The following is a 26,116-nucleotide window of genomic DNA, read 5'->3' on the forward strand; positions in this document are numbered from 1 at the left end:
TCTCAATTACTCAACCGGCGCCGGTTGTGTATGTCGTTTTAATACTTCACCGGCTAACGCTAAGTAAGCTTTTGCACCGGTTGCTGATTTATCGTAATACATGGCTGGAGTACCAAATGAGGGTGCCTCAGCCAAACGCACGTTACGAGGAATAACGGTGCGATAGACTTTGTCGCCAAAATGACGTTTAAGTTGTTCGGAAACGTCATTGGCAAGGCGATTGCGCGGATCATACATGGTGCGCAGAATGCCTTCAATGTGCAAATCAGAGTTTACCACTTGTGCCATTTTGGCGATGGTGTCCATCAAAGCGGTTAACCCTTCAAGGGCATAATATTCACATTGCATCGGTACCAATACCGAATCGGCTGCGCCCATGGCATTAACGGTAAGCATGTTTAGCGATGGTGGGCAGTCAATGATGATAAAATCATAATCATTAAGGAATGGCGCCAGTGAATTACGCAGACGCAGTTCGCGGGCAAACACTTCCATCAGTTTGATTTCTGCTGCGGTAACATCGGTATTGGCCGCGATAAGATCATAACCACCTGTGGTCTCTGTACAGATCACTTCTGGCAGTGGTTTTTCATCAATTAATAACTCATAGCTGGTGGCATGGACGTCATATTTATCGACACCACTACCCATGGTGGCATTTCCTTGAGGATCGAGATCGATCAGCAAGACCTTGCGCTTGGTAGCTGCAAGAGACGCTGCTAAATTGACAGACGTTGTGGTTTTGCCAACACCACCTTTTTGGTTGGCAACTGCAATGGTTCTAGCCACGTTTTCCCCGAATAAAAACAGAAATAATTATTAACGACGTTATTGTTGATATTTTAAACTGTTAAGTATTCTAACTTAACAAATTTTTTTGCACTTGTGGTCAACTTTTTTTGCTTTTAACGCAATTTTAACTCTATCAAGTGCCTTTCCCCTTGAAGCTCAGGGACTTGCAGGGTGACACTGTTAACCAGTTCGATATCCTCAGGCATTAATTCTATTTCCTGTTGCGGATATACACCCTTTAACGCATAAAATCGGCCATCATCGCTGACCAAGTGCTTGCACCATGACAACATATCTTGCAGCGACGCAAATGCGCGCGATAACACGCCATCAAATTTAGGTTCTGGTTGGTACGCTTCGACTCGTGATTGCACTGGCGTTACGTTTTCCAGTTTCAATTGATACACCACCTGTTTTAAGAAAGTGATGCGTTTACCCAAACTGTCGAGTAACACAAATTGCTTTTGCGGGTAAAGAATTGCCAACGGAATACCTGGTAAACCTGGTCCGGTACCAACATCAATAAAACGTTCACCGTTTAGGTGTGGGCCGTTAACCAATGAATCAAGAATATGTTTAACCAACATCTCTCTTGGATCACGTACCGATGTTAAGTTGTAAGCCTTATTCCATTTATCCAATAACTCGACATAACCAACCAATTTAGCAATTTGTTGATCAGTAACTTGCAAGTCAGTTTTGTTCAGCAAAGACGTTAAGTCAGCGGTTAAATCCATGACAAGGCCTCAAACGTGGAAAGATATGTTGCGCTCAAATTTAGCGCTCTAGTTTATATCTAACGACCGTGAGAATAAAGATTTAATGGTGTTTGATAACAATTTTTGGGGATTTTCAGGTTAAGTTAGAAACACTTTATGACGGAACCAGGTCCCGGCTTTCGCCGGGATGACGGAATGCAAGTTTAGAGTTTAGTGAACAACTAAGCGCTCTTGCGCAGTAAACCGTGCTTTTTCAAATACACCAGCAATAACGAAACCGCGGCTGGGGTAATACCAGAAATGCGTGAAGCCTTGCCCAAGGTTTCTGGTTTTGCATCGGCTAATTTGGCGACAACCTCGTTTGATAAACCAGAAATCTTACCGTAATCAAAGTCTGTTGGTATCAAGGTGTTTTCATGGCGTTTTTTCTTTTCGATCTCATCCTGTTGACGATCAATATAACCTTGATACTTGGTTTGAATCTCTACTTGCTCTGCCGCTTGGGTATCCGCTAATGCTGGACCCAACTCTTCGATGGCCATCAGATCTTGATAGCGAGTTTCAGGACGACGCAAAAGATCTTCTAGATTGGCTTCACGTGAAATCGGGTTTTTCAACATTGGATTTAATTTTTCCAATGCCGGATGGTCTTTGTGCACCCAAGTCGTTTTCAGACGTTGACGTTCTTGTTCGATGTTTTCCAACTTGTCACAAAAGCGTGCCCAACGTTCATCACCAACAAGGCCCAATTCACGGCCTTTTTCGGTAAGACGGATATCAGCGTTGTCTTCGCGCAATAACAAACGATATTCGGCGCGAGAGGTAAACATACGATACGGTTCTTTGGTACCCAAGGTAGAAAGATCATCGATCAACACACCGGTGTACGCTTGTTCACGACCTGGCGTCCAACCGTCTTTGTCTTGAGCTCGACAGGCTGCGTTCATACCGGCGATTAAGCCTTGAGCGCCAGCTTCTTCATAACCGGTCGTACCGTTGATTTGACCAGCAAAGAATAAGTTTTCAACGAATTTACTTTCTAAGGTTTGCTGCAAATCACGAGGATCAAAGAAATCATACTCAATGGCGTAACCTGGTCGGGTGATAGCCGCGTTTTCAAAACCTTTAATCGAGCGCACCAAATCCATCTGCACATCAAATGGCAGACTGGTTGAAATACCATTCGGGTAGATTTCATGGGTGGTTAAGCCTTCAGGCTCAACAAAAATTTGATGAGAGTCTTTGTCACTAAAACGAGTAATTTTGTCTTCAATTGACGGACAGTATCGAGGACCTACACCTTCAATCACACCGGTGTACATTGGCGATCGATCCAATCCATCACGAATGATCTGATGTGTTTGTTCATTGGTGTGGGTGATGTAACACGAAATCTGCTGTGGATGATGCTCTGTTTTGCCCATAAATGAGAACGTCGGTACCGGTGCATCGCCAGCTTGCTCCTGCATTACAGAGAAGTCGAGTGTACGAGCATCTAGGCGCGGTGGTGTACCGGTTTTTAAACGATCGATCCTAAACGGCATATCTCTTAGTCGATCCGCCAAGGTTTGTGATGCTGGATCACCGGCGCGGCCACCTTGATAGTTATTCAAGCCAATATGAATCTGGCCTGCAAGGAAAGTACCGACCGTTAGCACCACGGTTTTACCTTTAAACTTCAAGCCCATTTCAGTATTGACACCACCGATACGATCACCATCCATGATCAAATCAGTACAAGCTTGCTGGAAAATAGTTAAATTTTCTTGATTTTCTAAGTAGTTACGTACATAGGCTTTGTATAAAAGACGATCCGCTTGAGCACGTGTGGCACGTACAGCAGGACCTTTAGAAGAATTTAATGTACGAAACTGGATCCCACTGTGATCAATGGCCTCAGCCATCAAACCACCTAGAGCGTCTATTTCTTTAACCAGGTGACCTTTACCGATCCCACCAATGGCTGGATTACAGGACATTGCACCTAGGGTATCAATATTATGTGTCAGTAGCAGTGTTTTGCAGCCCATGCGCGCAGCAGCAAGGCTTGCCTCGGTACCTGCATGTCCACCACCTACAACAATCACATCAAAATTATCTTGATACCACATTAAATAAACGCCTCACTTGGATCTTTTCAAAAGGGTGGTAATTGTACCGTTATTTATGCGTTAGGGAAATGATCAATATGTTAAAAAGATCATCTATTCGATCGGCAATGCGATCTTAAATATATATAAAGATCTTTATATAGATCTTATTATTATTACTTATTAGTGATCGCATTTTCAGTGGATAAGTGCTTTTTTACTATATAGAACATGATTTTAGAGTGGATCAATTGCTGTGATCAATACTTGATCAACCTTGTTAAAACCTTTGATCAAAAGGGCTGTTTATCCACAAGCTGATCGAGACTTAAATTTGATCACTGAATAATAATAGAAAATTAATATGTTTTACCCAGCTTTATCCACAATAGCTTATTTTTAGATCGTAAATTGTGCATAAGTACTTTATAACTGATCACTTATTGATCGCATAAATTGATCTGCAGCCAATTCTGGATCATCAATATTGATCATGTCGATCGTAAATATTTCATTAATCGCTTTAGCATTTTTATTTAACATCATGTTATATAACGATTTTCCGGCTTGGCAAAAGGTGTCGTAGCTGGTATCACCAACAGCGATCACTAAAAAAGGTAGATCATCAAAGTTAATATCACTACCGTTTAGATCGTGTATAAAATTTTCGATGTTTTCAGGGAAATCACCGGCACCATGGGTCGAAGTACATAAAAGCCATTTCTGATTTTTTTTTTCTATTTGCTCAAAAATTGGCTGAAAATGGATATTTGTTTGGTGGCCAAGCTCTTCTAAGACAGTTTGTGCTGCCTCAGCAATGTATTCTGTATTGCCTAACATTGAGCCGACGATAATTTGAAATGATGCCATTGTTGTCCCTTTAAAACTTAATTTAGAAACGAATCACTGTCACCCAACCATGCCTTTTGCTGGGATCTCCTTCAGGTTTTAGGTGGCTTCGTTAAAGGCACACTATCAAGCAAGGAGGTCCCAGCCTACGCTGGGATGACTTGGTGTAAATTTAATAGAAACTGTTATTCGAAATCGTGGTATTAACCACAATTTCTGGTTAAACGTATTATTTACCTATACAAAATGATGAGAATATCTGTCCTAGTAGGTCATCTGAGGTAAATTCACCGGTAATTTCATTGAGGTGTTGCTGACATATGCGCAGCTCTTCGGCAAGTATTTCTCCGGCAACAAAGGAATGCAGCTGTTCGCGTCCGGTGAGTAAATGCTGTTCGGCCATTTGCAACGCATTAATATGACGGCGGCGCGCCATAAAGGTACCTTCAGTAGAGCCTTGATAACCCATAATCTGTTTTAAATGATCTTTTAGGGCGTCAATGCCATCGCCTGTTTTAGCTGATAAAGTGATGGTTTCATTGTCATGTTCAATGCTAAAACCGGTTTCGGCGCCACTAATATCGGCTTTGTTTTTAACAACACTTAAGCCGAGATCGTCTGGTAAGCGCTCGAAAAACTCAGGCCAGAATTGCTGAGGGTCGTTACTTTCACCTTTACCGGATTCAATCATCAGCAGCACTCTGTCTGCTTGTTGTATTTCCTTCCAGGCACGTTCTATACCTATTTGCTCAACCTTGTCTGGAGAATCACGCAGACCCGCTGTATCGATAATATGTAGTGGCATACCATCAATATGAATTTGTTCTGATAGCACGTCACGAGTTGTACCTTCAATGTCGGTAACAATGGCTGTGTCTTTACCGCTTAACGCATTAAGTAAGCTGGATTTACCGGCATTAGGGCGACCGGCGATAACCACACGCATACCTTCGCGAATAATGGCGCCTTGTTGTGCTTGTTTCAATACATCGGCAACTTTAACGATGATTTGGTTTAGATCATCACTGACCTTATCATCGGCAAGGAAATCTATTTCTTCTTCGGGAAAATCGATGGCGGCTTCGACATACATTCGTAAATGTATGACTTCATCAACCAACTGATGAACCAGCTTTGAAAAGTCACCTTGCAATGAATGCAGGGCGGCACGAGCAGCTTGCTCTGAGCTTGAATTGATCAGGTCGGCTATGGCCTCAGCTTGGGTTAGATCCAACTTATCATTGATAAATGCTTGCTCTGAAAACTCACCTGGTCTGGCCATGCGAATCGCATCAAGGCTGATCACATGATTGAGCAACATATCGAGAATGACTGGACCGCCATGGCCTTGTAGTTCGAGCACGTCTTCGCCAGTAAACGAGTTAGGACCTTTAAAAAATAGCGCAATACCTTGATCAATAACCTCACCTTGTTGGTCATAAAAAGGCAGATATTCGGCCGTACGAACTTGCGGTACTTTGTTCAAAATTTGTTGTGCGGCGACGGTCGCTAAAGGACCGGAAACGCGAATGATACCAACACCGCCTCGACCAGGCGCGGTAGCTTGTGCTGCGATTGTTTCGGTATTACTGATTATTTGCTCAGACATAAAAGGTGTAAATAAGGCTATTTATGTGTTGGATTATAAACGATTAAGTCGTGTGGTAACCACAAATGCACAAATATTATTTACAACGGCCTGAATGGGTTTGCTTATATATCAGCCATTAGCAGAGCTTAAGTGCTAGCTATCTGCCTGCGTTATTAATCATCAGCCATAAAAAAAGACCTGACTTAGCAGGTCTTTTTCAATCTATCAGCAAATAATTATTTCGCTTTGCCTTTTAATTTGGCTTGTTCTTCGGCTTTCTCAATAGACTTGAATATTATCAGCATCTGGATAATGGTGATGACGTTAGACACCAACCAGTAAAGTACTAGACCTGATGGGAACCATAAGAAGAAGAAAGTAAAGAATACCGGCATCCATTGCATCATTTTTTGTTGCATAGGGTCGGTGGTCATTGCTGGCTGCAACTTCTGCATTAGGAACATTGAAGCACCCATTAGAATAGGCAGAATGTAGTATGGGTCTTTCGACGATAAGTCGGTGATCCATAGTGCAAATTCAGCATGACGTAATTCTACAGATTCCATGAATACCCAATACAAGGCTAGGAATATCGGCATTTGCAGTATTAATGGTAAACAACCACCGGCAGGGTTTACTTTTTCCTTACGGTAAAGCTCCATCATCGATTGCGACATCTTTTGACGGTCGTCACCATAGCGTTCTTTTAACGCCGCCATTTTCGGCTGGATCTTACGCATCTTAGCCATTGATGTGTATTGTGTTTTGGTCAATGGATACATTAATGTCTTAACCACGATGGTGATCATGATGATCGCCACACCCCAGTTAACAACAATTTCTTGAATCGCTAACAACAACCAGAATAGCGGTTGTGAGATCATCCATAAAAAGCCGTAATCTACGGTTAAATCTAAACCTTCGGCGATTTTCTCAAGTTTTTCCTGATCTTTTGGACCAACATAAAAGGTCGAGGTTAACGTTTCGGTTGCACCCGCTGCGACTGTGGTTACCGGCGCTTTAAAACCAATAACCGCTTGGCCATTGTTGGCTAAGTAACGGGTATATAGTTGGTTGGTCGCCTGGCTTTCAGGTACCCAAGCCGATACGAAGTAATGTTGTAGCATACCAACCCAGCCACCTTTGGTGGTTTCTTTTAGGTTAGCGTCTTCAATATCGTCAAAGTCGTATTTTTCATAACGGCTTTCTGTGGTTGAGTAAGCCGCACCACGATAGGTTGGCATCATCATTGATGAATCGCTATCAACGTAACTTGATTGCTTAAGTTGTGCATATAGTTGCACAGACGCTGTGGTTTGCGTTTGGTTATTTACTTGGTAATTAACCGCAACATCGTAAGCGCCTTTTTTGAATTCAAATGACTTGGTTACGTTAATACCGTCTTTATTAAAGGTAAGGTCTACTTTTAATGAGTCACTACCTTCAGCTAAGCTATATTCTGTCGCCGAGGTGTTATAAATTGGACGACCGCTGGCACTGGCATCAGGACCTTGCGCACCAATCAAACCACTTTGCGCAACATAGGTAAAACCTTGCTCCGTCAAAATTGGCATTGCGATACCACTATCTTGCTCGGTTTCGTACGCTAGCAAGTTGGCCGCAATAATGTCACCACCTTGGGTATCAATTTTAAATTCCAAAACATCGGTGGTTACAGTGATAACACCGCCAGCGCTTGTTGTTTGGGTATTTACGTCTACTTCGCTAGCAGTATCTGATGATGCAGGAACAAATTCCTCACCAGAGTTAGCGTTATTTTGAGGCACATCCTGACTTTCTTGAGTCGGTTGTTGTACTGGTGCATTATCTACTTGCCATTGTTGAAACAGCAAAAAGCTGACCACCAACAAGCCGACAAAGAGCAAACCGCGTTGTGATTCCATAATGTGTTAATTCTCTTGTTTCGATTTTGGAACGGGATCTTCACCACCCGCACTTAGCGGATGACATTTTAATATACGTTTCGTTGCTAACCAACTGCCTTTTACTACACCAAAGCGGCTCACTGCCTCTATCGCATAATGCGAACAAGACGGATTAAATCGACAATTGTTGCCCAACATTGGACTCAGCCAGCGTTGGTAGGCAATGATGGGAGCTATAACGAGCTTTTGTGCCGCTGTTTTATTTTCCGCCATACCTTTTCCAGTTGTTGATTAATCATCGTGTTATCAAGCTGATCAATACCCGACTTTACCATAACAACCATATCTACGGCAGGTAATTTGTGCTGATTTTTGCGAAAACTTTCCCGAACTAGACGTTTTACTCGATTGCGTTGAACAGCGAGTTTTACCCGTTTTTTAGCAATAGCCATGCCTAAACGAGGTTTATCTAAGGTATTTGAGGTAACAAGGATAGTGAAATGGCTTGAGCCAAATCTAGAAGGATTGTCAAAGACTGATTTGAATTGACCAGGAGTCAACAGACGTGACTCCCGATTAAATTCATAGTGACCCATGTGGGTAACTTCCTTATATGTTAGATATAAGGATTACGAGCTAAGCTTAGCGCGACCTTTTGCACGACGACGTGCAATTACTGCACGGCCGTTTTTAGTTGCCATGCGAGCACGGAAACCGTGAGTACGCTTACGCTTTAGTACTGAAGGTTGAAAAGTTCTTTTCATGATACTTTTTCCTGTTTGTCCGTTTGGTTTGTTAGCTACCGTAAACAAACGTTTTCGGAGCACAGTGTTAAAAATTGAGGGCGAATTCTAAATATAAAGGGCGATAAAGTCAACGGTTAAAAACAATTAATTGTAGAAAAGATCTCCGTTGTGCTTAAAAAGGATCCTTTATCGGATCTGAATTGATCGCGATCTGTTGTAAATGCGATCATAATCGCTTAAATGCGTTAAAAACAAGCCCTAATGTCGTAAAAATACGCTGTCGTCCACAGTTTTATAACAATTGTCGATCTTAAGGTTGATAACTTTACTGCAAACGCCTGATCAGAGATAGCCAAATCTGCTAGATTTTAAGGCCGATATAGTAAAATAAATTATTAATAAAGTGATTATAAATCAATGGTTTGAATATTTTATTGCGAACCAAGATAAATTAATGTTTTTACCGTATTGCACTTGTGGATAACTCAGGTGATAATGGCTGCAGTATTAAAACATAATAATGAAAGATCGTTTCCAGCCTTCTTGTATATCATTCAGTCGACTGAGCTTTAGCGGTTAATAAAATGCGCACTATTAAAGACAAAATCGTCGATTGTTATCCTATACCTGTTGCTTTCCTTTTTTAAGAGTGGAAATTATGATCACTGACAGGAGTTTATGAGTGGAACATTCACTCTGGCAAAGTTGTTTGTCAGTTCTTGAAGAAGAATTGCCTGCGCAACAATTTAGTATGTGGATTCGTCCATTGCAATGCGTTGTAGACAATAACACCATGACCTTATACGCACCGAATCGCTTTGTGCTCGATTGGGTTCGCGAGAAATACCTGACACGCATTACTCAGTTAGTCGCTTTAGCTGGCAATAATCCGCCAGAAGTGCGCTTTGATGTTGGTAGCAAACCAATGCAAACCACATCTGTAGCGAATGAAGTGGCGCAAAATTTTGCCGCCAGTAGTCAGCCCGAAGCGACTGTCAGCAACCAACAGGTTGAGCCGAATATTCCTAAAACGACCAATGTTCGTGACAAATATACCTTTGATAACTTTGTTGAAGGTAAGTCGAACCAACTTGCTCGTGCGGCAGCGTCGCAAGTAGCCGATAATCCCGGTCAAGCATACAACCCACTATTTATATACGGTGGCACCGGCCTTGGTAAGACTCACTTGTTGCATGCGGTCGGTAATGGCATCTTACGCAATAAGCCCAATGCCAAAATAGCCTATATGCATTCCGAACGTTTTGTTCAGGATATGGTAAAAGCTCTGCAAAACAACGAGATTGAAAAGTTTAAGCAATATTATCGTGGTGTCGATGCACTATTGATCGATGATATTCAGTTTTTTGCCAATAAAGAGCGTACTCAAGAAGAGTTTTTTCATACCTTTAATGCCCTACTTGAGGGCAATCAACAAATCATTCTTACCAGTGACCGATATCCAAAAGAAATTTCGGGTGTTGAAGATCGACTGAAATCACGTTTCGGTTGGGGTCTTACGTTGGCCATTGAGCCACCTGAACTGGAAACCCGCGTTGCCATCTTAAAACGCAAAGCACAAGAAAGTAATATTAACCTGGCTGATGAAGTGGCGTTCTTTATTGCCAAGCGTTTGCGTTCTAATGTTCGAGAGTTAGAAGGGGCATTAAACCGGGTTATTGCCAACGCCAACTTTACAGGTCGACCGATTACCATCGATTTTGTCCGTGAAGCATTGCGTGATTTGTTGGCACTGCAGGATAAATTGGTTACTGTAGATAATATTCAGCGCACGGTTGCTGAGTATTACAAGATTAAAGTGGCGGATATTTTATCGAAACGTCGTAATCGTTCGGTTGCACGTCCGCGACAAATCGCGATGGCCTTAGCGAAAGAGTTGACTAACCATAGCTTGCCAGAAATTGGTGATGCATTTGGTGGTCGCGACCATACAACAGTATTACATGCTTGTCGTAAGGTAAAACAATTACGCGAAGAGACTCACGATATTAAAGAAGACTACGCGAATCTAATAAGAACACTATCATCGTAACAGGGTATAAAAACAATGAAATTTTCGTTAGCTAGGGACGTACTTTTAAAACCATTACTTTTGGTGTCTGGCGCTGTAGAGCGTAAAAGCACTTTACCTATATTAGGTAATATCTTGCTAGAGGTAAGTGGGCAATCACTTACTATGGTGGCCACTGATTTAGAGCTTGAGATGGTTTCAAGCACTGAAATTGACAACCAAGGCTCAGATGGAAAAATCACCGTACCAGCACGTAAATTATTGGATATATGTAAGAGTATGCCAGATTCGGCGCAGATCGAATTTAGCTTAAATGGCGAGACCATAAACATGGTCTCTGGTCGTTCACGATACTCTTTAGCGACCCTGCCAGCGACGGACTTTCCAAACATTGAATCTTGGCAGGGAGATGTTGAATTCTCTTTGCATAAATCGCAACTGTTACGATTGATAGAAAGTACTCATTTTTCGATGGCTAACCAAGACGTCCGTTATTACCTGAACGGTATGTCGATAGAAACAGAAAATAATGAAATTCGTTCGGTAGCCACAGACGGTCATCGTTTGGCAATTTGTAAAATTGTAAATGATAATTTGTCTCTACCTGCACGCCAGGTCATTGTACCGCGTAAAGGTATTTTAGAGATTATCCGTTTACTTGACCCGGTAGATGAAGATGTACAGATTTTCTTAGGCAGCAATCATATTCGAATTATCGATACCGACTTTTCGTTTACTAGTAAATTAGTCGATGGTCGCTTCCCTGATTACCGCCGCGTATTGCCACGCAATGGCGATAAAGTGTTAATTACACCTAAAGATGATTTGCGCCAAGTGTTGTCTCGCGCGTCAATTTTGTCGAATGAAAAGTTTAAAGGGGTACGCCTCAACTTTTCCGCTAACGAATTAAAAATTACTGCCAATAACCCAGAGCAAGAATCCGCGGAAGAATATCTGGAAATTGATTTTCCATATGAAGCGCTTGAGGTTGGTTTTAACGTCAGTTATATCCTTGATGTACTCAGTGCCATTAAAGATGACAACGTTAAATTCACTTTATCGGATGCCAACTCTAGTGTGGTTGTTGAAGGAGATCAAACTGCTGAAGCATTGTATGTGATCATGCCAATGCGCTTGTAATTGGTAATGAGTATACAGAGTTTAACGGTAAATCAGTTTCGAAATTTAGACTACGCCAACATCAATTTTGCGCCATCGCTAAATTTGATTGTTGGCGATAATGGTTCTGGTAAAAGCAGTTTATTAGAGAGTGTCTTTTTTCTTGGTCACGGTAAGTCGTTTCGTACCAATAAAATTGAAAATTTAATCCAGAGCGAAAAAGACCATTTTGTGGTCAGTGCCAAAGATGACCAAAATCATCAATTGGGCGTGCAAAGAGGCAAGCAGGGCGAAATACAAATTCGCATTAATGGCGACAGTAAGTTTCGTCTTTCCGATTTGGCCAAGCATGTCGCGGTGCAAGTGATTACACCAGAAACATTTCGTTTGTTTTTTGGTGGTCCCAAAGAGCGTCGTAAGTTTGTTGATTTAGGATTGTTTCACGTGGAACATTCATTTGTGGGTGTTTGGCGCGAGTTTAAAAAAGTATTATTACAACGCAATGCTTGTTTAAGACAGCGCATTGTTGGACAACAGTTGGACTATTATAACCAGCTGTTTTGTCAGCAATCTGAGATCATTGCTAAAGTTCGCAGTGACTATATTGAACGCTTGGCAAACGAATTAAACAAATGGCTCGCGATTATCATGCCTGATTTGGCGGATAACATTGCCTTGCAATATCAACGTGGTTGGAGCAAATCAAGACAACTACACGAGTTATTAGCAGAGCACAATGAGCGGGAAATTAAATACGGTTATAGCTTGTTTGGCGCACATAAGTTTGATGTGCAATTTAGTTTCAATAGGCAACCAGTAGAGCAGGTATTGTCTCGAGGACAACAAAAGTTGTTCCTAATGGCACTAACTATAGCTCAAGCAAACCTGATTTTTGAAAGTCAGCAAATCGCGCCAATCATACTTATTGATGACATTGGTGCGGAGCTTGACCAACATTCTCGGGCGGTATTAGCGAAAGCAATTGGCAAATTGACCTGCCAACTTTTTATTACCGCGATTGAAAAAAATGCCCTGGAGGCCATGCTTCCAGAGCAACAAAATTATAAAATGTTTCACGTGAAACATGGCGTAGTAACGGAAATAACGCAAGGCGAAAAACATGAGTGAAGAAAATAATTATGATTCGTCCAGTATTAAGGTCTTAAAAGGCCTAGATGCTGTACGTAAAAGACCAGGCATGTACATCGGTGATACCGATGATGGTACTGGTTTGCACCATATGGTTTTTGAGGTTCTTGATAACTCAATCGATGAAGCCTTAGCCGATCATTGTAAAGATATCATTGTTACCATTCACGGTGACGGTTCTGTATCTGTTAAAGATGATGGTCGTGGTATTCCTACTGATATTCACCCAGAAGAGGGTGTATCGGCAGCAGAGGTTATCTTAACCGTCTTGCATGCTGGTGGTAAATTTGGTGGTGAAGATTCGGGCTATAAAGTATCTGGTGGTTTGCACGGTGTTGGTGTTTCGGTTGTAAACGCCTTGAGTGAAAAGCTAGAACTGACCATTCGCCGTGCCGGTAAAGTTCATGAGCAAACTTATGCCATGGGTGAACCTCAAGCACCGTTAAAAGAAGTTGGTGAAACGGACAAATCGGGAACTACCGTACGTTTTTGGCCAAGCAGCGAAACCTTTTCTGATACCTTGTTTCACTACGACATTTTAGCCAAACGTATTCGTGAATTATCGTTCTTGAATTCAGGTGTATCAATTAAGCTAATTGATGAGCGTGATGGTCGTGAAGATCACTTCTTTTATGAAGGTGGTATCCAGGCATTCGTTGATTACCTAAATACCAATAAAACCCCGGTTAACCAAGAAATCTTCTACTTCGATCTTGAACGTGAAGACGGTATTGTTGTTGAAGTTGCGATGCAATGGAATGATGGTTTCCAGGAAAACATTTTCTGTTTTACCAATAACATTCCACAGCGCGATGGTGGTACCCACTTAAGTGGTTTCAGAACCGCGTTGACACGTACCTTAAATAGCTACATGACCAAAGAAGGCTTGAACAAGAAAGCCAAAGGTGGCGGTGAAACCAATGCCTCGGGTGATGACGCGCGTGAAGGTTTAACCGCGGTTATTTCTGTTAAAGTGCCTGATCCTAAGTTCTCTTCACAAACCAAAGATAAACTTGTATCGAGTGAAGTTAAGACCGCAGTTGAACAAGCTATGGGTGAAAAATTAGGTGAATACCTACTTGAAAATCCAGGTACTGCGAGAACCATTATCATGAAGATTATCGATGCGGCACGTGCACGTGAAGCTGCGCGTAAAGCTCGTGAAATGACCCGTCGTAAAGGTGTGTTAGATATCGCCGGTTTACCAGGTAAATTGGCTGACTGTCAGGAGAAAGACCCAGCACTTTCTGAACTATACATAGTGGAGGGTGACTCTGCGGGCGGTTCAGCCAAGCAGGGTCGTAATCGTAAGAATCAGGCAATTTTACCGTTAAAAGGTAAGATTCTTAACGTTGAAAAAGCACGCTTTGACAAGATGATATCTTCTGCGGAAGTAGGCACTCTGATCACCGCACTTGGTTGTGGTATCGGCCGTGACGAATATGATCCAGACAAAACCCGTTATCATTCTATCGTTATCATGACCGATGCTGATGTCGATGGCTCGCACATTCGTACCTTGCTATTGACCTTCTTCTACCGTCAAATGCCAGAAATCATTGAACGTGGTTACATGTATATTGCGCAACCGCCGCTATACAAAGTTAAGAAAGGTAAGCAAGAACGTTATCTAAAAGATGATGACCAAAAAGAGCAATACTTTACGACTTTGGCTCTAGAGAATGCGTCTATTCACGTTAATGAAAGTGCTCCAGCGTTATCTGGTATTGCCTTAGAAAGCTTGTTTAATCAATATCGCGATACGATGGCAATCATTAACCGTGTTTCACGTCAAATCCCAGAAGATGTATTACTGCAGTTATTACAGGCTGACAAAATCATCAATGGCGAGTTTAGCGAAGAAGCCAAAGTAGAATCTTGGACCACAGATTTCGTCAATCTTTTACAAGAGAATGGTGATAGCGGTTCGATTTATTCGGCAACGGTTGCTCACGATCAAGAACGTAATATTTACTACCCATCGATTAACGTTCGTATGCACGGCATAGACACGATTTATAACCTTGGTTATGACTTTATCCATTCTTCTGAATTTAAAGCCATTATGGAGCTTAACGAAGCGATTAACGGTTTGATGGAAGAGGGTGCTTACGTTAAACGTGGTGAGAAGATTCAACCCGTGAATTCTTTCGAGCAAGCACGCGCATGGTTATTAAAAGAGTCTGAACGTGGTCAATATATCCAACGCTATAAAGGTTTGGGTGAGATGAACCCAGAACAGCTTTGGGAAACGACTATGGACCCTGAAACACGTCGTATGTTACAGGTGACTATCGAAGATGCTGTCGCTGCCGATCAGTTGTTCAATACCTTAATGGGTGATCACGTTGAACCACGTCGCGACTTCATCGAGACCAACGCTCTTAATGTAGCTAACTTGGATGTCTAGTTTCGCTGTTTAGCATACAAAATATGACAATATAAAAACCCGGCTTATGCCGGGTTTCTTTTTAGTCACTCAAGGCTTTGTTGATAGCTTGCTTTAACTGCGCAGTGCAGGTGACAACAAGTAATCGTCACGAGTGCTATTATTAATCAGCAAAATCACCTGCTAAATCCTTTACTTAATTGTAATTACCGCTAGTCGATTTAGTAAACAATCGCTATAATTAGCGCCATTTCTGTCAATTAAACTAATACTGGTATTCATGAGCACATACGATATCAAAACATTTCAGGGTCTGATTCTGCAATTACAGGATTATTGGGCCAAACAGGGCTGTGTTATTGTTCAGCCACTCGACTTGGAAGTAGGGGCTGGTACCTTTCATCCAATGACCTTTTTACGTTCTATTGGTCCTGAGCCAATGAGCAGTGCTTATGTGCAACCATGCCGCCGTCCTACCGATGGTCGCTATGGTGAAAACCCAAATCGCTTGCAGCACTATTATCAGTTCCAGGTTGTATTAAAACCATCGCCAAAAAATATTCAGGAATTGTACCTCAATTCTTTAAAGCAATTAGGTATAGATACCCTTGTTCATGATGTCCGTTTTGTTGAAGACAACTGGGAATCACCGACTTTAGGTGCTTGGGGTTTAGGTTGGGAAATCTGGCTGAACGGCATGGAAATTACCCAGTTTACTTATTTTCAACAAGTTGGTGGACTCGAGTGCGCGCCAGTAACCGGTGAAATTACCTATGGTTTAGAGCGCTTGGCGATGTACATTCAAAACGTCGACAGCATTTATGACCTAGTTTGGACTGATGGCCCTATGGGCAAAATTTACTATCGTGATGTGTTTCACCAGAACGAAGTAGAGCAATCGACCTATAACTTTGAACACGCAAACGTTGATGCACTATTTAATCAATTTGACGTGTGTGAGCAAGAAAGCCAAAAATTGATTGAACTTGGTTTGCCATTACCAGCCTATGAGCAAGTGATGAAAGCCTCACATGCTTTTAACTTATTAGATGCACGTCATGCGATCTCTGTGACAGAACGTCAACGCTATATTTTGCGCGTGCGCACCTTGGCAAAAGCCTGTGCACAAGCATATTACGCAGCACGAGAAGAACTAGGATTCCCGCTTTGTAAGCAAACAGAGCAACAAGGCGAGGAGAAGTAAATGAGCAAAGATACATTATTAGTTGAATTAGGTACCGAAGAATTACCACCAAAAGCGCTAAAGGGTTTAGCACAGGCATTTTTCGATTCTATTACTGAACAATTGCAAAGCGCAGGTCTTGGCTATGTTGAAGCGAAATGGTTTGCGACGCCACGCCGACTTGCTGTGCAAGTGACCGAGCTTGAACAACAACAGCAAGACAAGGTTGTTGAAAAACGCGGCCCTGCGGTTAATGTTGCCTTTGACGCCGACGGCAATGCCACTAAAGCTGCTCAAGGTTGGGCACGTTCAAACGGTATTACCGTTGAACAAGCCGAACGTTTGGTTACCGATAAAGGTGAGTGGCTATTGCACAAAGCAACCCAGCAGGGTAAGTCGATTGCTGAATTGCTTGAAGGTATGGTTAGCACCGCTGTCAATAAGCTACCTATTCCAAAACCAATGCGTTGGGGTAGCAGTCGTATTCAATTTATCCGTCCAGTACACACCATTACCATGATGTTTGGCGCTGATGTTATCTCAGGCAACATTCTAGGTGTAGCCTCTGACAACCAGTTACTGGGTCACCGCTTTCATTTTGAAGGTATGGTCACACTTGATCACGCAAATAACTATGAACAAGCGTTAAAATCTGCATACGTTATCGCCGACTACGAAACTCGTCGTAGTCAAATTGTTGATGATGTTAATGCCGCAGCTACTGAGCTAAACGGTAAAGCATTATTAGACGATGAGTTGGTTGACGAAGTCGCATCTATTAATGAATGGCCATCAATTTTGGTTGGTAGCTTTGATGAAGACTTCTTACAAGTTCCTGCGGAACCGCTAATTTACTCAATGAAAGATCACCAAAAGTACTTCCCTGTTGAAGACAGCAATGGTGCGCTACTAAACAAATTTATCTTTGTTACCAACATTGAGTCAAAACAACCTGAACAAGTGATTCATGGTAATGAAAAGGTTATTCGTCCACGTTTAGCCGATGCGGAATTCTTCTTTAAAACCGATAAAAAGCACAGCTTAGAATCGCGTTTACAAAGCTTGTCGACTGTATTGTTCCAAAAACAACTTGGTACATTGAAAGACAAGTCAGAGCGTATAGCCACTTTAGCTAAATTTGTTGCCGAAAGCCTATCGGAAAATGCCGATAACGCCTATCGCGCCGGCCTATTAAGTAAAACAGACTTAATGAGTGAAATGGTACTCGAGTTCCCACAAGTACAAGGTACTATGGGTAAATACTACGCTCAGCACGATGGTGAGCCTGCTGACGTAGCGCAAGCTCTTGAAGATCAGTATCGTCCGCGTTTTGCTGGTGACAGTTTGCCTGAAGCTAACGTAGGCGCCGCTGTCGCGATTGCTGATAAAGTTGATAGCTTAGTCGGTATCTTTGGTATTAATCAGCCACCTAAAGGCGATAAAGACCCGTTTGCATTGCGTCGCGCAGCGATAGGTTTAATTCGTATTATTATCGAAAAGCTATTGCCATTAGATATTGCTGATTTAATCAACGTAAGCATTGATTCATACGGCGATAAGCTGACTAATGACAATACCGCTGCTGATGTGATTGATTTCATCATGGGGCGCTTCCGTGCCTATTATCAAGAGCAGGGTATTAAAGTAGATGTTATTCAAGCGGTATTAGCGAAAACACCAACAGCGCCACTAGACTTTGATCAGCGTGTTAAAGCGGTTAGTTATTTCCGTGAACTTGAGCAAGCACAAGCGTTGGCTGCGGCCAATAAACGTGTCGGTAATATATTGGCTAAATTCGATGGTGAGCTGTACAACGAGTTTGATAACGCCTTGGCAACGGAACCACAAGAGATTGCCCTAGCCGAGACCTTTGCAGCCTTGCAGGGTGAATTGCAGCCGTTATTTGCTAATCGTGACTATCAGCAGGCATTAACTAAATTAGCTGGCCTTAGAGGCGTTATTGATGAGTTCTTTGATAACGTGATGGTGATGGCGGATGATGAAAAAGTAAAAACCAACCGTTTGACCTTATTGAATCAAATCCGTAACAGTTTCTTTAATGTTGCCGATATATCGGTTCTGCAGTAAATTATTTTACCCATAAAAAAAAGCGGCTTAAAAGCCGCTTTTTTTTATGTTTTGAACTTTAAATTCGACTAACTTATTCATTACCTTGAACATTGCTAAATTCGCATGGTCTATCTACTAGATAGCGGTCAAAACAGCCTTGGCAAAATTGCGACGAAATGCGTTGCTTAGCGCTTTCTAATAAGGTATTTATAAGTATTATTAGCCGTATCCTTGGCCACTAAGTCGTGCTCCATAAATTCACAGAAACTTGGGATATCTCTTGTTGTTGATGGGTCATCAGCAAGGATTAACAAAGTTTCGCCGACATTGATTTTACGAATATTCATTCGTACCATCATCACCGGTTCTGGACATCTTAGGCCAATAGCATCCAAGGTATGATCAGCCTGTTCAAATATAGTGTCTGACATCGAGTAATAACTTAATAAGATTGTAACAACAGCAGTTATTTTAATGATCCCTGATTAAAATGAAAGGTGTTGCGCAAAAAATAGCCTTGTAACCTGGGAAGCCGTTTATTTATGTCGTTAATCAAGCCCATTACCGTTTTAGTTTCATTGTCTTTTGTTTTTTCAGCATCAGCGAAAAAGACCACCCCTATCGAAGACCAGCGCGACGTATATTTGCAAGCCTCGGCAAAAAAGTGGAATGTAAAATCTGATGCCTATCGCAGTAAAGTTGCAGAGCTGCAGGATTACCCGTTATTACCGTATTTCCAATTGGATCAATTGCAACGCAATATGACCGTTCGTAATAAACAGCCAATCAGTGAATTCTTAGCAACATATCAAGGTACACCGGTCGATTGGCCGTTACGTAAAGCTTGGCTTAAACAATTAATTCGTTCCGATAAGAAACAGCTTTTTGTCGATTACTATCAGCCAACCAGTAATAAAGACCTAACTTGCCATTACCATAATTATCGACTCGAACTTGGCGCTAATAAAGACGATGTGCTGAGCGAGGTGACAGCAATATGGCTGACGGGCAAATCGTTGCCTAAAAGTTGTGACCCGTTACTGGCCGAATGGACCAAAGCAGGTTATCGCAGTAACGAACTTATTTGGCAACGTATTCTGCTTGCCAACAAAAAACGCAGTCACATATTAGTGAAGTATTTAGGTAAGCAGTTACCAGACAGCGAACAATACCTATGGACGTTGTGGCGAGATATTCGTACAACCCCTGCAAAGGTCGCAAACCTTGATAAGTTTAACCAATTTAGCAAACAAGAAACTCAAGTGATCGTTTATGGTATTAAGCGCTTAGCATTTAAAGATGAGATGCTGGCCTTATCTGTGTATGAAAAAATCGATGCCCAAGGTAGGTTAACGCCATTACATCGCGAGCAAGTTCTTACTTCCCTTGTACCGGCAATCGCTCGTTCTGATGATCCTATTGCCATAAGTTGGTATGAAAACTTACAGCGCCAGTATGTGCAAGACAGTGCCATTCAATACAAGGTCGCCAAATTTATAGAAAATAAGGATTACCAAGGGGTATTAACTGAACTACAAACCCTAACCGGTGATCAGCAAAAAGACAGGCAGTGGATGTATTGGCAAGCACGCAGTTATGACTTGCTCGGTAATACCGACAAGGCGCAAAGCATCTACAATGAATTGGCTAAAGCACGCAGTTTCTATGGCTTCTTAGCAGCCGCCCATGTTGGTGATAAAAGTGTTTTAAATCATAAGCCTATTACTATGTCCGGGGATAATATTGCCGAGCTAAAACAGTCCGATGCGGGTTTAAGAGCGATGGAGTTGTACCATCTTAAGCGTTTAGGTGATGCTCGCCGTGAGTGGAGTTACTGGATGCGCCAGCTAACCGAAGAGCAACGCTCTATGGCGGCAAAAATGGCATTTGAACAGGGCTGGTACGACCGAGCCATTTTTACTCTGACCAATAATGTTGGCCTAAACGATCTTGATGTTCGTTTTCCAATGCCGATGTCTGAGTTGTTTGGCGATAAATCCGCTAAACATCAAATCAGCCTCGCTTGGGCTTATGCGATTGCCCGTAAAGAGAGTATCTTTATGAGCGATGCCACCTCGTCAGCAGGTGCGTTAGGGTTAATGCAAGTACTGCCAGGTACGGCACGTTACTTAACCGGCAATAAATCATTAAAACGTTCGCAACTGTTACAAGCAGAAACCAATGTCGATATTGGTTTTAAGTATCTTAAATATCTGCTCGATAAATTTGATAACAATATTGTTCTCGCCACTGCCGCTTATAATGCTGGCCCAGGTAAGGTGAATCGTTGGTTGAAAAAAGCACCCAACATGACCATGGAGAAATGGATCGAAACCATACCTTATAAAGAGACTCGTAATTACGTAAAAAGTGTTATGGCGTTTACCGAAATATATATGCAAAAGCTGGGGCAGGAGCGTTCGCCGTTTGTTGATATTCTTGACAGGCAAATTCACTAGCGCCAGCTTGATGTGCTATTATCGCTGGCAAATTTACAAGACAAGACAATTGTTATGACTGAACTGCAACAACACTTTGCGGCGCATATTGAAGAATTGCAACGCCGTACCGCGACGATTCTGCAACGCCAAGGTTTAGATTCTTTGTGTATTCACGCGGGTAAAACCTTGGGTGTATTTATGGATGATATGTATTATCCATTCAAAACCAACCCACATTTCAAAGCGTGGTTGCCAATAACGGACACCGCTAATTGTTGGTTAATCGTCAATGGTCAAGATAAGCCGGTGTTGGCTTTTTATCAACCGACAGACTTTTGGCACAAGGTAACGAAGCTGGAAGACAGCTATTGGACTGATTTCTTTGATATCAAACTTATTGCCAAACCTGATCAAGTGATTGATATCTTGCCGGCAGATAAAAGCCGAACCGCCTATATTGGTGCCCATGGCGAGGTTGCTAATGATTATGGCTTTGCAACACAAAACCCTGATGCAGTCATTAATTACTTCCACTATCATCGAGCCTATAAAACCGACTACGATTTAGCATGCTTGCGTCAGGCCAATAAAATCGCTGTTAAAGGTCATAATGCTGCCAAACAAGCGTTTATGGCCAATGCCTCTGAGTTTGAGATTCAACTTGCCTATTTAACGGCGACAGATCAGGGCGAAAATGAAATGCCTTATGGCAATATCATTGCCTTGAATGAAAACGCGGCGATTTTGCATTACACCGTTTTGGAAAAACAGGCACCAGCCGAGCACTTGTCTTTCTTAATAGATGCCGGAGCCAGCTTTAACGGTTACGCCGCGGATATCACTCGTACTTATGCCAAGCAACAAAATGAATTCGCTGAATTAATACAGGCTGTTGATATGATGCAGCAAAACTTAGTATCAGCACTTAAACCTGGTAGCAGCTACGTCGATTTGCACATTGCAAATCACTATCAGTTAGCCAAGGTATTAAAGCAGTTTGATATTGTTCGCATGGATAGCGAAGCCATGGTTGCTGAAGGTGTAACTCGCGCATTTTACCCACATGGCCTTGGTCATCACCTGGGGTTACAAGTGCATGATATGGGTGGTTTTATGGCCAACGAGCAAGGTGACTTAGTCAGTGCACCCGAGGCACATCCATTCTTACGTACTACTCGTGGTATTGAGAGTAAGCAAGTGTTTACTATCGAGCCTGGCCTTTATTTTATTAATGAGTTTTTGCAAGGCTTGCAACAATCCAAGCATGCCAGCCAGATAAACTGGGATAAAATCGCCACCTTAAAACCGTTTGGCGGCATTCGTATCGAAGACAATGTTATCGTTCATGACGATGGTATTGAAAACATGACGCGTGATCTTGGTTTAGCTTAAACACAATATGAGCGAAACCAACATAACGGCTAAAGCGACGCCGTATTTGGTACCTGCAGAACCTTTGGTGTTTGAGACCGAGGTTCTGCGCAGTCGTTTTATTTGTGCTATTGCGCGTTGTAACAGCGCCGAAAGTGCGAAAGCGTTTATCGACAGTAAGCGCCAGCAATTTCCAGATGCCTCACATAACTGTTATGCGTTTATGCACAGTCGACCTGAAATAAGTACCGCCTATGGCTTTAGTGACGATGGTGAGCCAACAGGTTGCGCCGGAAAACCCATGTTAGCGGTGCTACAAGGCAGTGATATTGGTGAAATCTGCGCCGTTGTTACTCGTTACTTTGGTGGCACCAAGTTAGGTACCGGTGGCATGCAACGGGCCTATGCAAACGCGGTTAGACAAGCCATTAATGTATTAGCAACCGAGTTGGTTATCCCTAGTGATACGGTGACATTGCAATGCGATTATGGTCAGTTAAAAGACATCGAGCATGTCTTAATTGCTTTTGACGGTGAGATCCTTAGCAAAGACTATGGTGTTAATATTTCCCTTAGCGTCGCTATCCCCATTTCAGCCATTGATGCTTGTTGTCAGCGCATTGTTGAGATCACCGCTGGACGGGTGATTCCCAATAAGCCTTTGCTCTAAACTGAAAATAATTTAGATAGCTAAGGCCTAATGATTCAGGTTATGCTATACCTAGAATAAAAATAAACCCTGATAAATTAATGCAATACCGTAATATTATCCGGATCATCGGCATTCTGGTTATGATCCTCAGCTTTACCATGTTACCGCCGGCACTGATCTCTTTGATCTACGGCGATGGTGGTGGTGTTGCATTTATTACCTCATTTCTATTGTGTGTTGGCGCCGGTTTTCTCGGTTGGTATCCCAACCGTAGTGAAAAAGGTGACCTAAGAGCCCGCGAAGGCTTTTTAATCGTCGTCTTGTTCTGGACCGTACTGGCCAGCTTCTCTTCTGTGCCGTTAATGCTAACCGAACAACCGAACTTATCGGTTACCGATGCCTTCTTCGAATCGTTTTCAGGTCTTACCACAACCGGCGCAACCATACTGACTAAAATAGAGGGATTACCTCATGCAGTACTTTGGTATCGTCAGCAACTGCAATGGCTAGGTGGTATGGGTATCATCGTATTAGCCGTTGCCGTATTACCTATGCTAGGTGTTGGTGGTATGCAGTTGTATCGTGCCGAAACGCCTGGTCCAGTTAAAGACTCTAAAATGACGCCACGTATTGCCGATACGGCAAAACATCTGTGGTATATCTATTTATCGTTAACCATCGCTTGTGCATTAAGTTATTGGGCAGCAGGAATGACGCCATTTGATGCCATTTCACATTCGTTCTCGACGATAGCGATTGGTGGCTTTTCGACTCACGATGCATCGATGGGATATTTTGACAGCCCATTGATCAATGTGATTTGTGTGGTGTTCTTACTGATTGCTGGTGTTAACTTTGCCTTGCACTTTACCGCCTGGAACAGCAAAAGCATTCGCTCTTATTTTTACGATCCTGAATTTAAAGCGTTTATGTCGATTCAAATGGTATTAACGCTCGTATGCTTCTTTAGCTTGTTGGCCTATGGTGTGACGGCAAATTTTGAAGAGGCATTTGATGATGCGTTATTCCAAGCGGTGTCGATAAGCACTACCGCAGGATTCGCGACCACCGATTTTTCTGCCTGGCCAGCGATGTTGCCGATATTACTTATTTTTTCCAGCTTTATTGGTGGTTGTGCCGGTTCAACCGGGGGCGGCATGAAAGTGATGCGTATCATTTTGCTATACCTACAAGGTATTCGTGAATTGAGCCGTCTGATTCACCCGAAAGCGATCATCACCATAAAACTTGGCCGCAAAGCATTACCGGACAAAGTCGTTGATGCAATTTGGGGCTTCTTTGCGGCGTATGCGGTGATCTTCATTATTTGTATGGTGTTGATCATGGCGTCAGGCATCGATGAAATGACTGCCTTTACCGCGGTTGCAGCCTGTTTAAATAACTTGGGCCCAGGTTTAGGTGAAGTGGCGGCGAACTTTTCTTCAGTCAATGACTTTAGTAAATGGGTGCTGATCATTGCCATGCTATTTGGTCGTTTGGAAATATTTACCCTTTTGGTGTTATTCATGCCATCGTTCTGGCGTAATTAATCCATTTGGCTATATAGCAGAATGAATAAACAATGGACATGAAAAAGGCGGTTGATACCGCCTTTTTTATATTTAGAAGAAAATCGCTGAAACTGAGAACAGCTTTTCGATATGACTGATATATTTCTTATCGACTAAGAATAGGATGACGTGATCATCGGCCTGAATCACCGTGGTCGAGTGGGCAATAAGTACTTCTTCGCCACGCACAATCGAACCTATGGTTGCACCAGGTGGTAACTTAATATCTTGAATTTCCCGACCTATAACTTTTGACGATTGCTCGTCCCCATGGGCAACGATTTCAACCGACTCAGCGGCACCACGGCGTAAGCTATAAGCGTTAACGACACCACCTTTACGTACATGGGTTAGCAGTGCCGATATGGTGGCTTGTTGTGGTGATACCGCAATATCGATATCAAGAATGTTGTCATGGATAATGTCGTGATAGGCATTACGTTGGATTAAGGCGATGGTTTTGCGTGCGCCACAGCCTTTAGCCACCATGGAGGACATAATATTGGCTTCATCATCATTGGTAACGGCAATAAACACATCGATTTGATCTATGTGCTCTTCAATCAGCAGTTCACGATCGGATGAGTCACCATTAAACACTAACGCATTATCAAGCTCGTTTGATAAATACTCTGCTCGTTGTGGGTTGCGTTCAATAAGTTTTACCTGATGTTTTTTTTCGAGAATTCTCGCAAGACCAGCACCAATATGACCACCGCCGGCAATCATAATGCGTTTATATGCAGGTTCTAATTTTTGTAGTTCGTTCATCACCGCACGAATATGTCGAGTCGCAGCAATAAAGAAAACCTCATCGTCGGCCTCGATAACCGTGGTACCCAATGGTCGAATTGGCTTGCCTTTACGATAAATTGCCGCCACACGGGTATCAATATTAGGAATATGATCACGTAACGTCGATAGGGCATGACCGACTAATAGGCCACCATAATAAGCACGAATACCAACCAGAGATACTTTAGCGCTAGCAAATTCTCGTACTTGCAATGCACCGGGGTAATCGATAAGACGAGCTATATCACGGGTCACCAATTGTTCTGGTGCGATAATGTGATCGACAGGTATATCCTGATTATGAAATAAACGTTTTTTATATTTAAGAATATGCTCTGAACGGATACGGGCAATTTTTACTGGGGTACTAAAAATCGAGAAGGCAATTTGGCAAGCCAGCATATTGGTGGCGTCGTCACTGGTCACCGCAATGACCATATCCGCATCTTCGGCGCCGGCTTTTTCAAGGATATCAGGATGGCTACCGTGACCAGTAACAACCTGTAAATCCATCTTGTCTTGCAGTTCTCTGAGTTTTTCTGAGTCAACATCAACTAAGGTGATATCGTTGTTCTCACCAACCAGGTTTTCTGCCAGGGTGCCGCCAACTTGACCGGCACCTAAAATGATTATCTTCATTTTCCGTTATTTTTTATTGTTATTTGCACTGCTTG

General features: G+C 42.5%; 21 protein-coding genes. 10 read left to right on the forward strand and 11 right to left on the reverse strand.

Going from position 1 to position 26,116, the window contains the following annotated elements; all coding sequences use genetic code 11:
- Positions 1 to 6: 6 nt before the first annotated feature.
- From HII16_RS15955 to rpmH, 9 genes are all read right to left on the reverse strand, one after another.
- Complete coding sequence (locus HII16_RS15955) at positions 7 to 789, reverse strand: ParA family protein (protein ID WP_169131735.1); 783 nt, start codon at positions 787 to 789, stop codon at positions 7 to 9.
- A gap of 116 nt (positions 790 to 905) precedes the next feature.
- A complete protein-coding gene (rsmG, locus tag HII16_RS15960; RefSeq protein WP_169131738.1) occupies positions 906 to 1,529 on the reverse strand; it encodes a 16S rRNA (guanine(527)-N(7))-methyltransferase RsmG in 624 nt (207 codons plus the stop codon).
- A gap of 203 nt (positions 1,530 to 1,732) precedes the next feature.
- Positions 1,733 to 3,622: a tRNA uridine-5-carboxymethylaminomethyl(34) synthesis enzyme MnmG gene (gene mnmG, locus HII16_RS15965; protein WP_169131740.1), complete on the reverse strand. Its 1,890-nt coding sequence runs from the start codon at positions 3,620 to 3,622 to the stop codon at positions 1,733 to 1,735.
- Positions 3,623 to 4,027: 405 nt separating this feature from the next.
- The gene (locus HII16_RS15970; protein ID WP_169131742.1) at positions 4,028 to 4,471 is read right to left on the reverse strand and encodes a flavodoxin domain-containing protein; all 444 of its coding nucleotides are present in this window, start codon (positions 4,469 to 4,471) and stop codon (positions 4,028 to 4,030) included.
- A gap of 208 nt (positions 4,472 to 4,679) precedes the next feature.
- On the reverse strand, positions 4,680 to 6,059 hold the full coding sequence (gene mnmE / locus HII16_RS15975) for a tRNA uridine-5-carboxymethylaminomethyl(34) synthesis GTPase MnmE (RefSeq protein ID WP_211183541.1): 1,380 nt from the start codon (positions 6,057 to 6,059) through the stop codon (positions 4,680 to 4,682).
- 218 nt (positions 6,060 to 6,277) lie between these two features.
- A complete protein-coding gene (gene yidC / locus HII16_RS15980) occupies positions 6,278 to 7,945 on the reverse strand; it encodes a membrane protein insertase YidC (protein ID WP_135438676.1) in 1,668 nt (555 codons plus the stop codon).
- Between the two features lie 6 nt (positions 7,946 to 7,951).
- Complete coding sequence (gene yidD, locus HII16_RS15985; RefSeq protein WP_135438677.1) at positions 7,952 to 8,200, reverse strand: membrane protein insertion efficiency factor YidD; 249 nt, start codon at positions 8,198 to 8,200, stop codon at positions 7,952 to 7,954.
- On the reverse strand, positions 8,161 to 8,523 hold the full coding sequence (rnpA, locus tag HII16_RS15990; RefSeq protein WP_135438678.1) for a ribonuclease P protein component: 363 nt from the start codon (positions 8,521 to 8,523) through the stop codon (positions 8,161 to 8,163). The genes yidD and rnpA overlap by 40 nt, the downstream gene beginning before the upstream one ends.
- Before the next feature lie 33 nt (positions 8,524 to 8,556).
- Positions 8,557 to 8,691, reverse strand: a complete 135-nt coding sequence (gene rpmH, locus HII16_RS15995) for a 50S ribosomal protein L34 (protein WP_135438679.1) — start codon at positions 8,689 to 8,691, stop codon at positions 8,557 to 8,559.
- Between the two features lie 664 nt (positions 8,692 to 9,355).
- Here rpmH and dnaA point away from each other — a divergent pair.
- The 6 genes from dnaA to glyS all read left to right on the forward strand — a co-directional run bounded on the left by dnaA (position 9,356) and on the right by glyS (position 18,630).
- A complete protein-coding gene (dnaA, locus tag HII16_RS16000; protein ID WP_135438680.1) occupies positions 9,356 to 10,723 on the forward strand; it encodes a chromosomal replication initiator protein DnaA in 1,368 nt (455 codons plus the stop codon).
- 15 nt (positions 10,724 to 10,738) lie between these two features.
- On the forward strand, positions 10,739 to 11,842 hold the full coding sequence (dnaN, locus tag HII16_RS16005; RefSeq protein WP_169131744.1) for a DNA polymerase III subunit beta: 1,104 nt from the start codon (positions 10,739 to 10,741) through the stop codon (positions 11,840 to 11,842).
- A 6-nt stretch (positions 11,843 to 11,848) separates the two neighbouring features.
- On the forward strand, positions 11,849 to 12,949 hold the full coding sequence (gene recF / locus HII16_RS16010; protein WP_169131746.1) for a DNA replication/repair protein RecF: 1,101 nt from the start codon (positions 11,849 to 11,851) through the stop codon (positions 12,947 to 12,949).
- A complete protein-coding gene (gene gyrB, locus HII16_RS16015; RefSeq protein WP_169131748.1) occupies positions 12,942 to 15,380 on the forward strand; it encodes a DNA topoisomerase (ATP-hydrolyzing) subunit B in 2,439 nt (812 codons plus the stop codon). The genes recF and gyrB overlap by 8 nt, the downstream gene beginning before the upstream one ends.
- Before the next feature lie 259 nt (positions 15,381 to 15,639).
- Positions 15,640 to 16,563 carry a glycine--tRNA ligase subunit alpha gene (glyQ, locus tag HII16_RS16020; protein WP_169131750.1) on the forward strand — a complete coding sequence of 308 codons (924 nt, stop codon included), beginning with the start codon at positions 15,640 to 15,642 and terminating at the stop codon, positions 16,561 to 16,563.
- The gene (gene glyS, locus HII16_RS16025; RefSeq protein WP_169131752.1) at positions 16,564 to 18,630 is read left to right on the forward strand and encodes a glycine--tRNA ligase subunit beta; all 2,067 of its coding nucleotides are present in this window, start codon (positions 16,564 to 16,566) and stop codon (positions 18,628 to 18,630) included.
- A 167-nt stretch (positions 18,631 to 18,797) separates the two neighbouring features.
- Here glyS and tusA read toward each other — a convergent pair whose 3' ends face one another.
- Positions 18,798 to 19,043, reverse strand: coding sequence for a sulfurtransferase TusA (gene tusA, locus HII16_RS16030; RefSeq protein WP_135438686.1), 246 nt, complete (start codon positions 19,041 to 19,043; stop codon positions 18,798 to 18,800).
- A gap of 111 nt (positions 19,044 to 19,154) precedes the next feature.
- Between tusA and HII16_RS16035 the strand changes: the two genes are divergently transcribed.
- The 4 genes from HII16_RS16035 (at position 19,155) to HII16_RS16050 (ending at position 24,626) form a co-directional block, all read left to right on the forward strand.
- On the forward strand, positions 19,155 to 21,071 hold the full coding sequence (locus tag HII16_RS16035; protein WP_169131754.1) for a transglycosylase SLT domain-containing protein: 1,917 nt from the start codon (positions 19,155 to 19,157) through the stop codon (positions 21,069 to 21,071).
- Positions 21,072 to 21,125: 54 nt separating this feature from the next.
- Positions 21,126 to 22,445: a Xaa-Pro dipeptidase gene (gene pepQ / locus HII16_RS16040; RefSeq protein WP_169131756.1), complete on the forward strand. Its 1,320-nt coding sequence runs from the start codon at positions 21,126 to 21,128 to the stop codon at positions 22,443 to 22,445.
- 7 nt (positions 22,446 to 22,452) lie between these two features.
- A complete protein-coding gene (locus HII16_RS16045; RefSeq protein ID WP_169131758.1) occupies positions 22,453 to 23,094 on the forward strand; it encodes a YigZ family protein in 642 nt (213 codons plus the stop codon).
- A gap of 80 nt (positions 23,095 to 23,174) precedes the next feature.
- Positions 23,175 to 24,626, forward strand: a complete 1,452-nt coding sequence (locus HII16_RS16050; RefSeq protein WP_169131760.1) for a TrkH family potassium uptake protein — start codon at positions 23,175 to 23,177, stop codon at positions 24,624 to 24,626.
- 72 nt (positions 24,627 to 24,698) lie between these two features.
- Here HII16_RS16050 and trkA read toward each other — a convergent pair whose 3' ends face one another.
- On the reverse strand, positions 24,699 to 26,081 hold the full coding sequence (trkA, locus tag HII16_RS16055; protein WP_169131762.1) for a Trk system potassium transporter TrkA: 1,383 nt from the start codon (positions 26,079 to 26,081) through the stop codon (positions 24,699 to 24,701).
- Positions 26,082 to 26,116: the final 35 nt, after the last annotated feature.

The sequence above is a fragment of the Thalassotalea sp. Y01 genome (genome assembly GCF_012932945.1).
In the GTDB taxonomy this organism is placed as follows: Bacteria; Pseudomonadota; Gammaproteobacteria; order Enterobacterales; family Alteromonadaceae; genus Thalassotalea_A.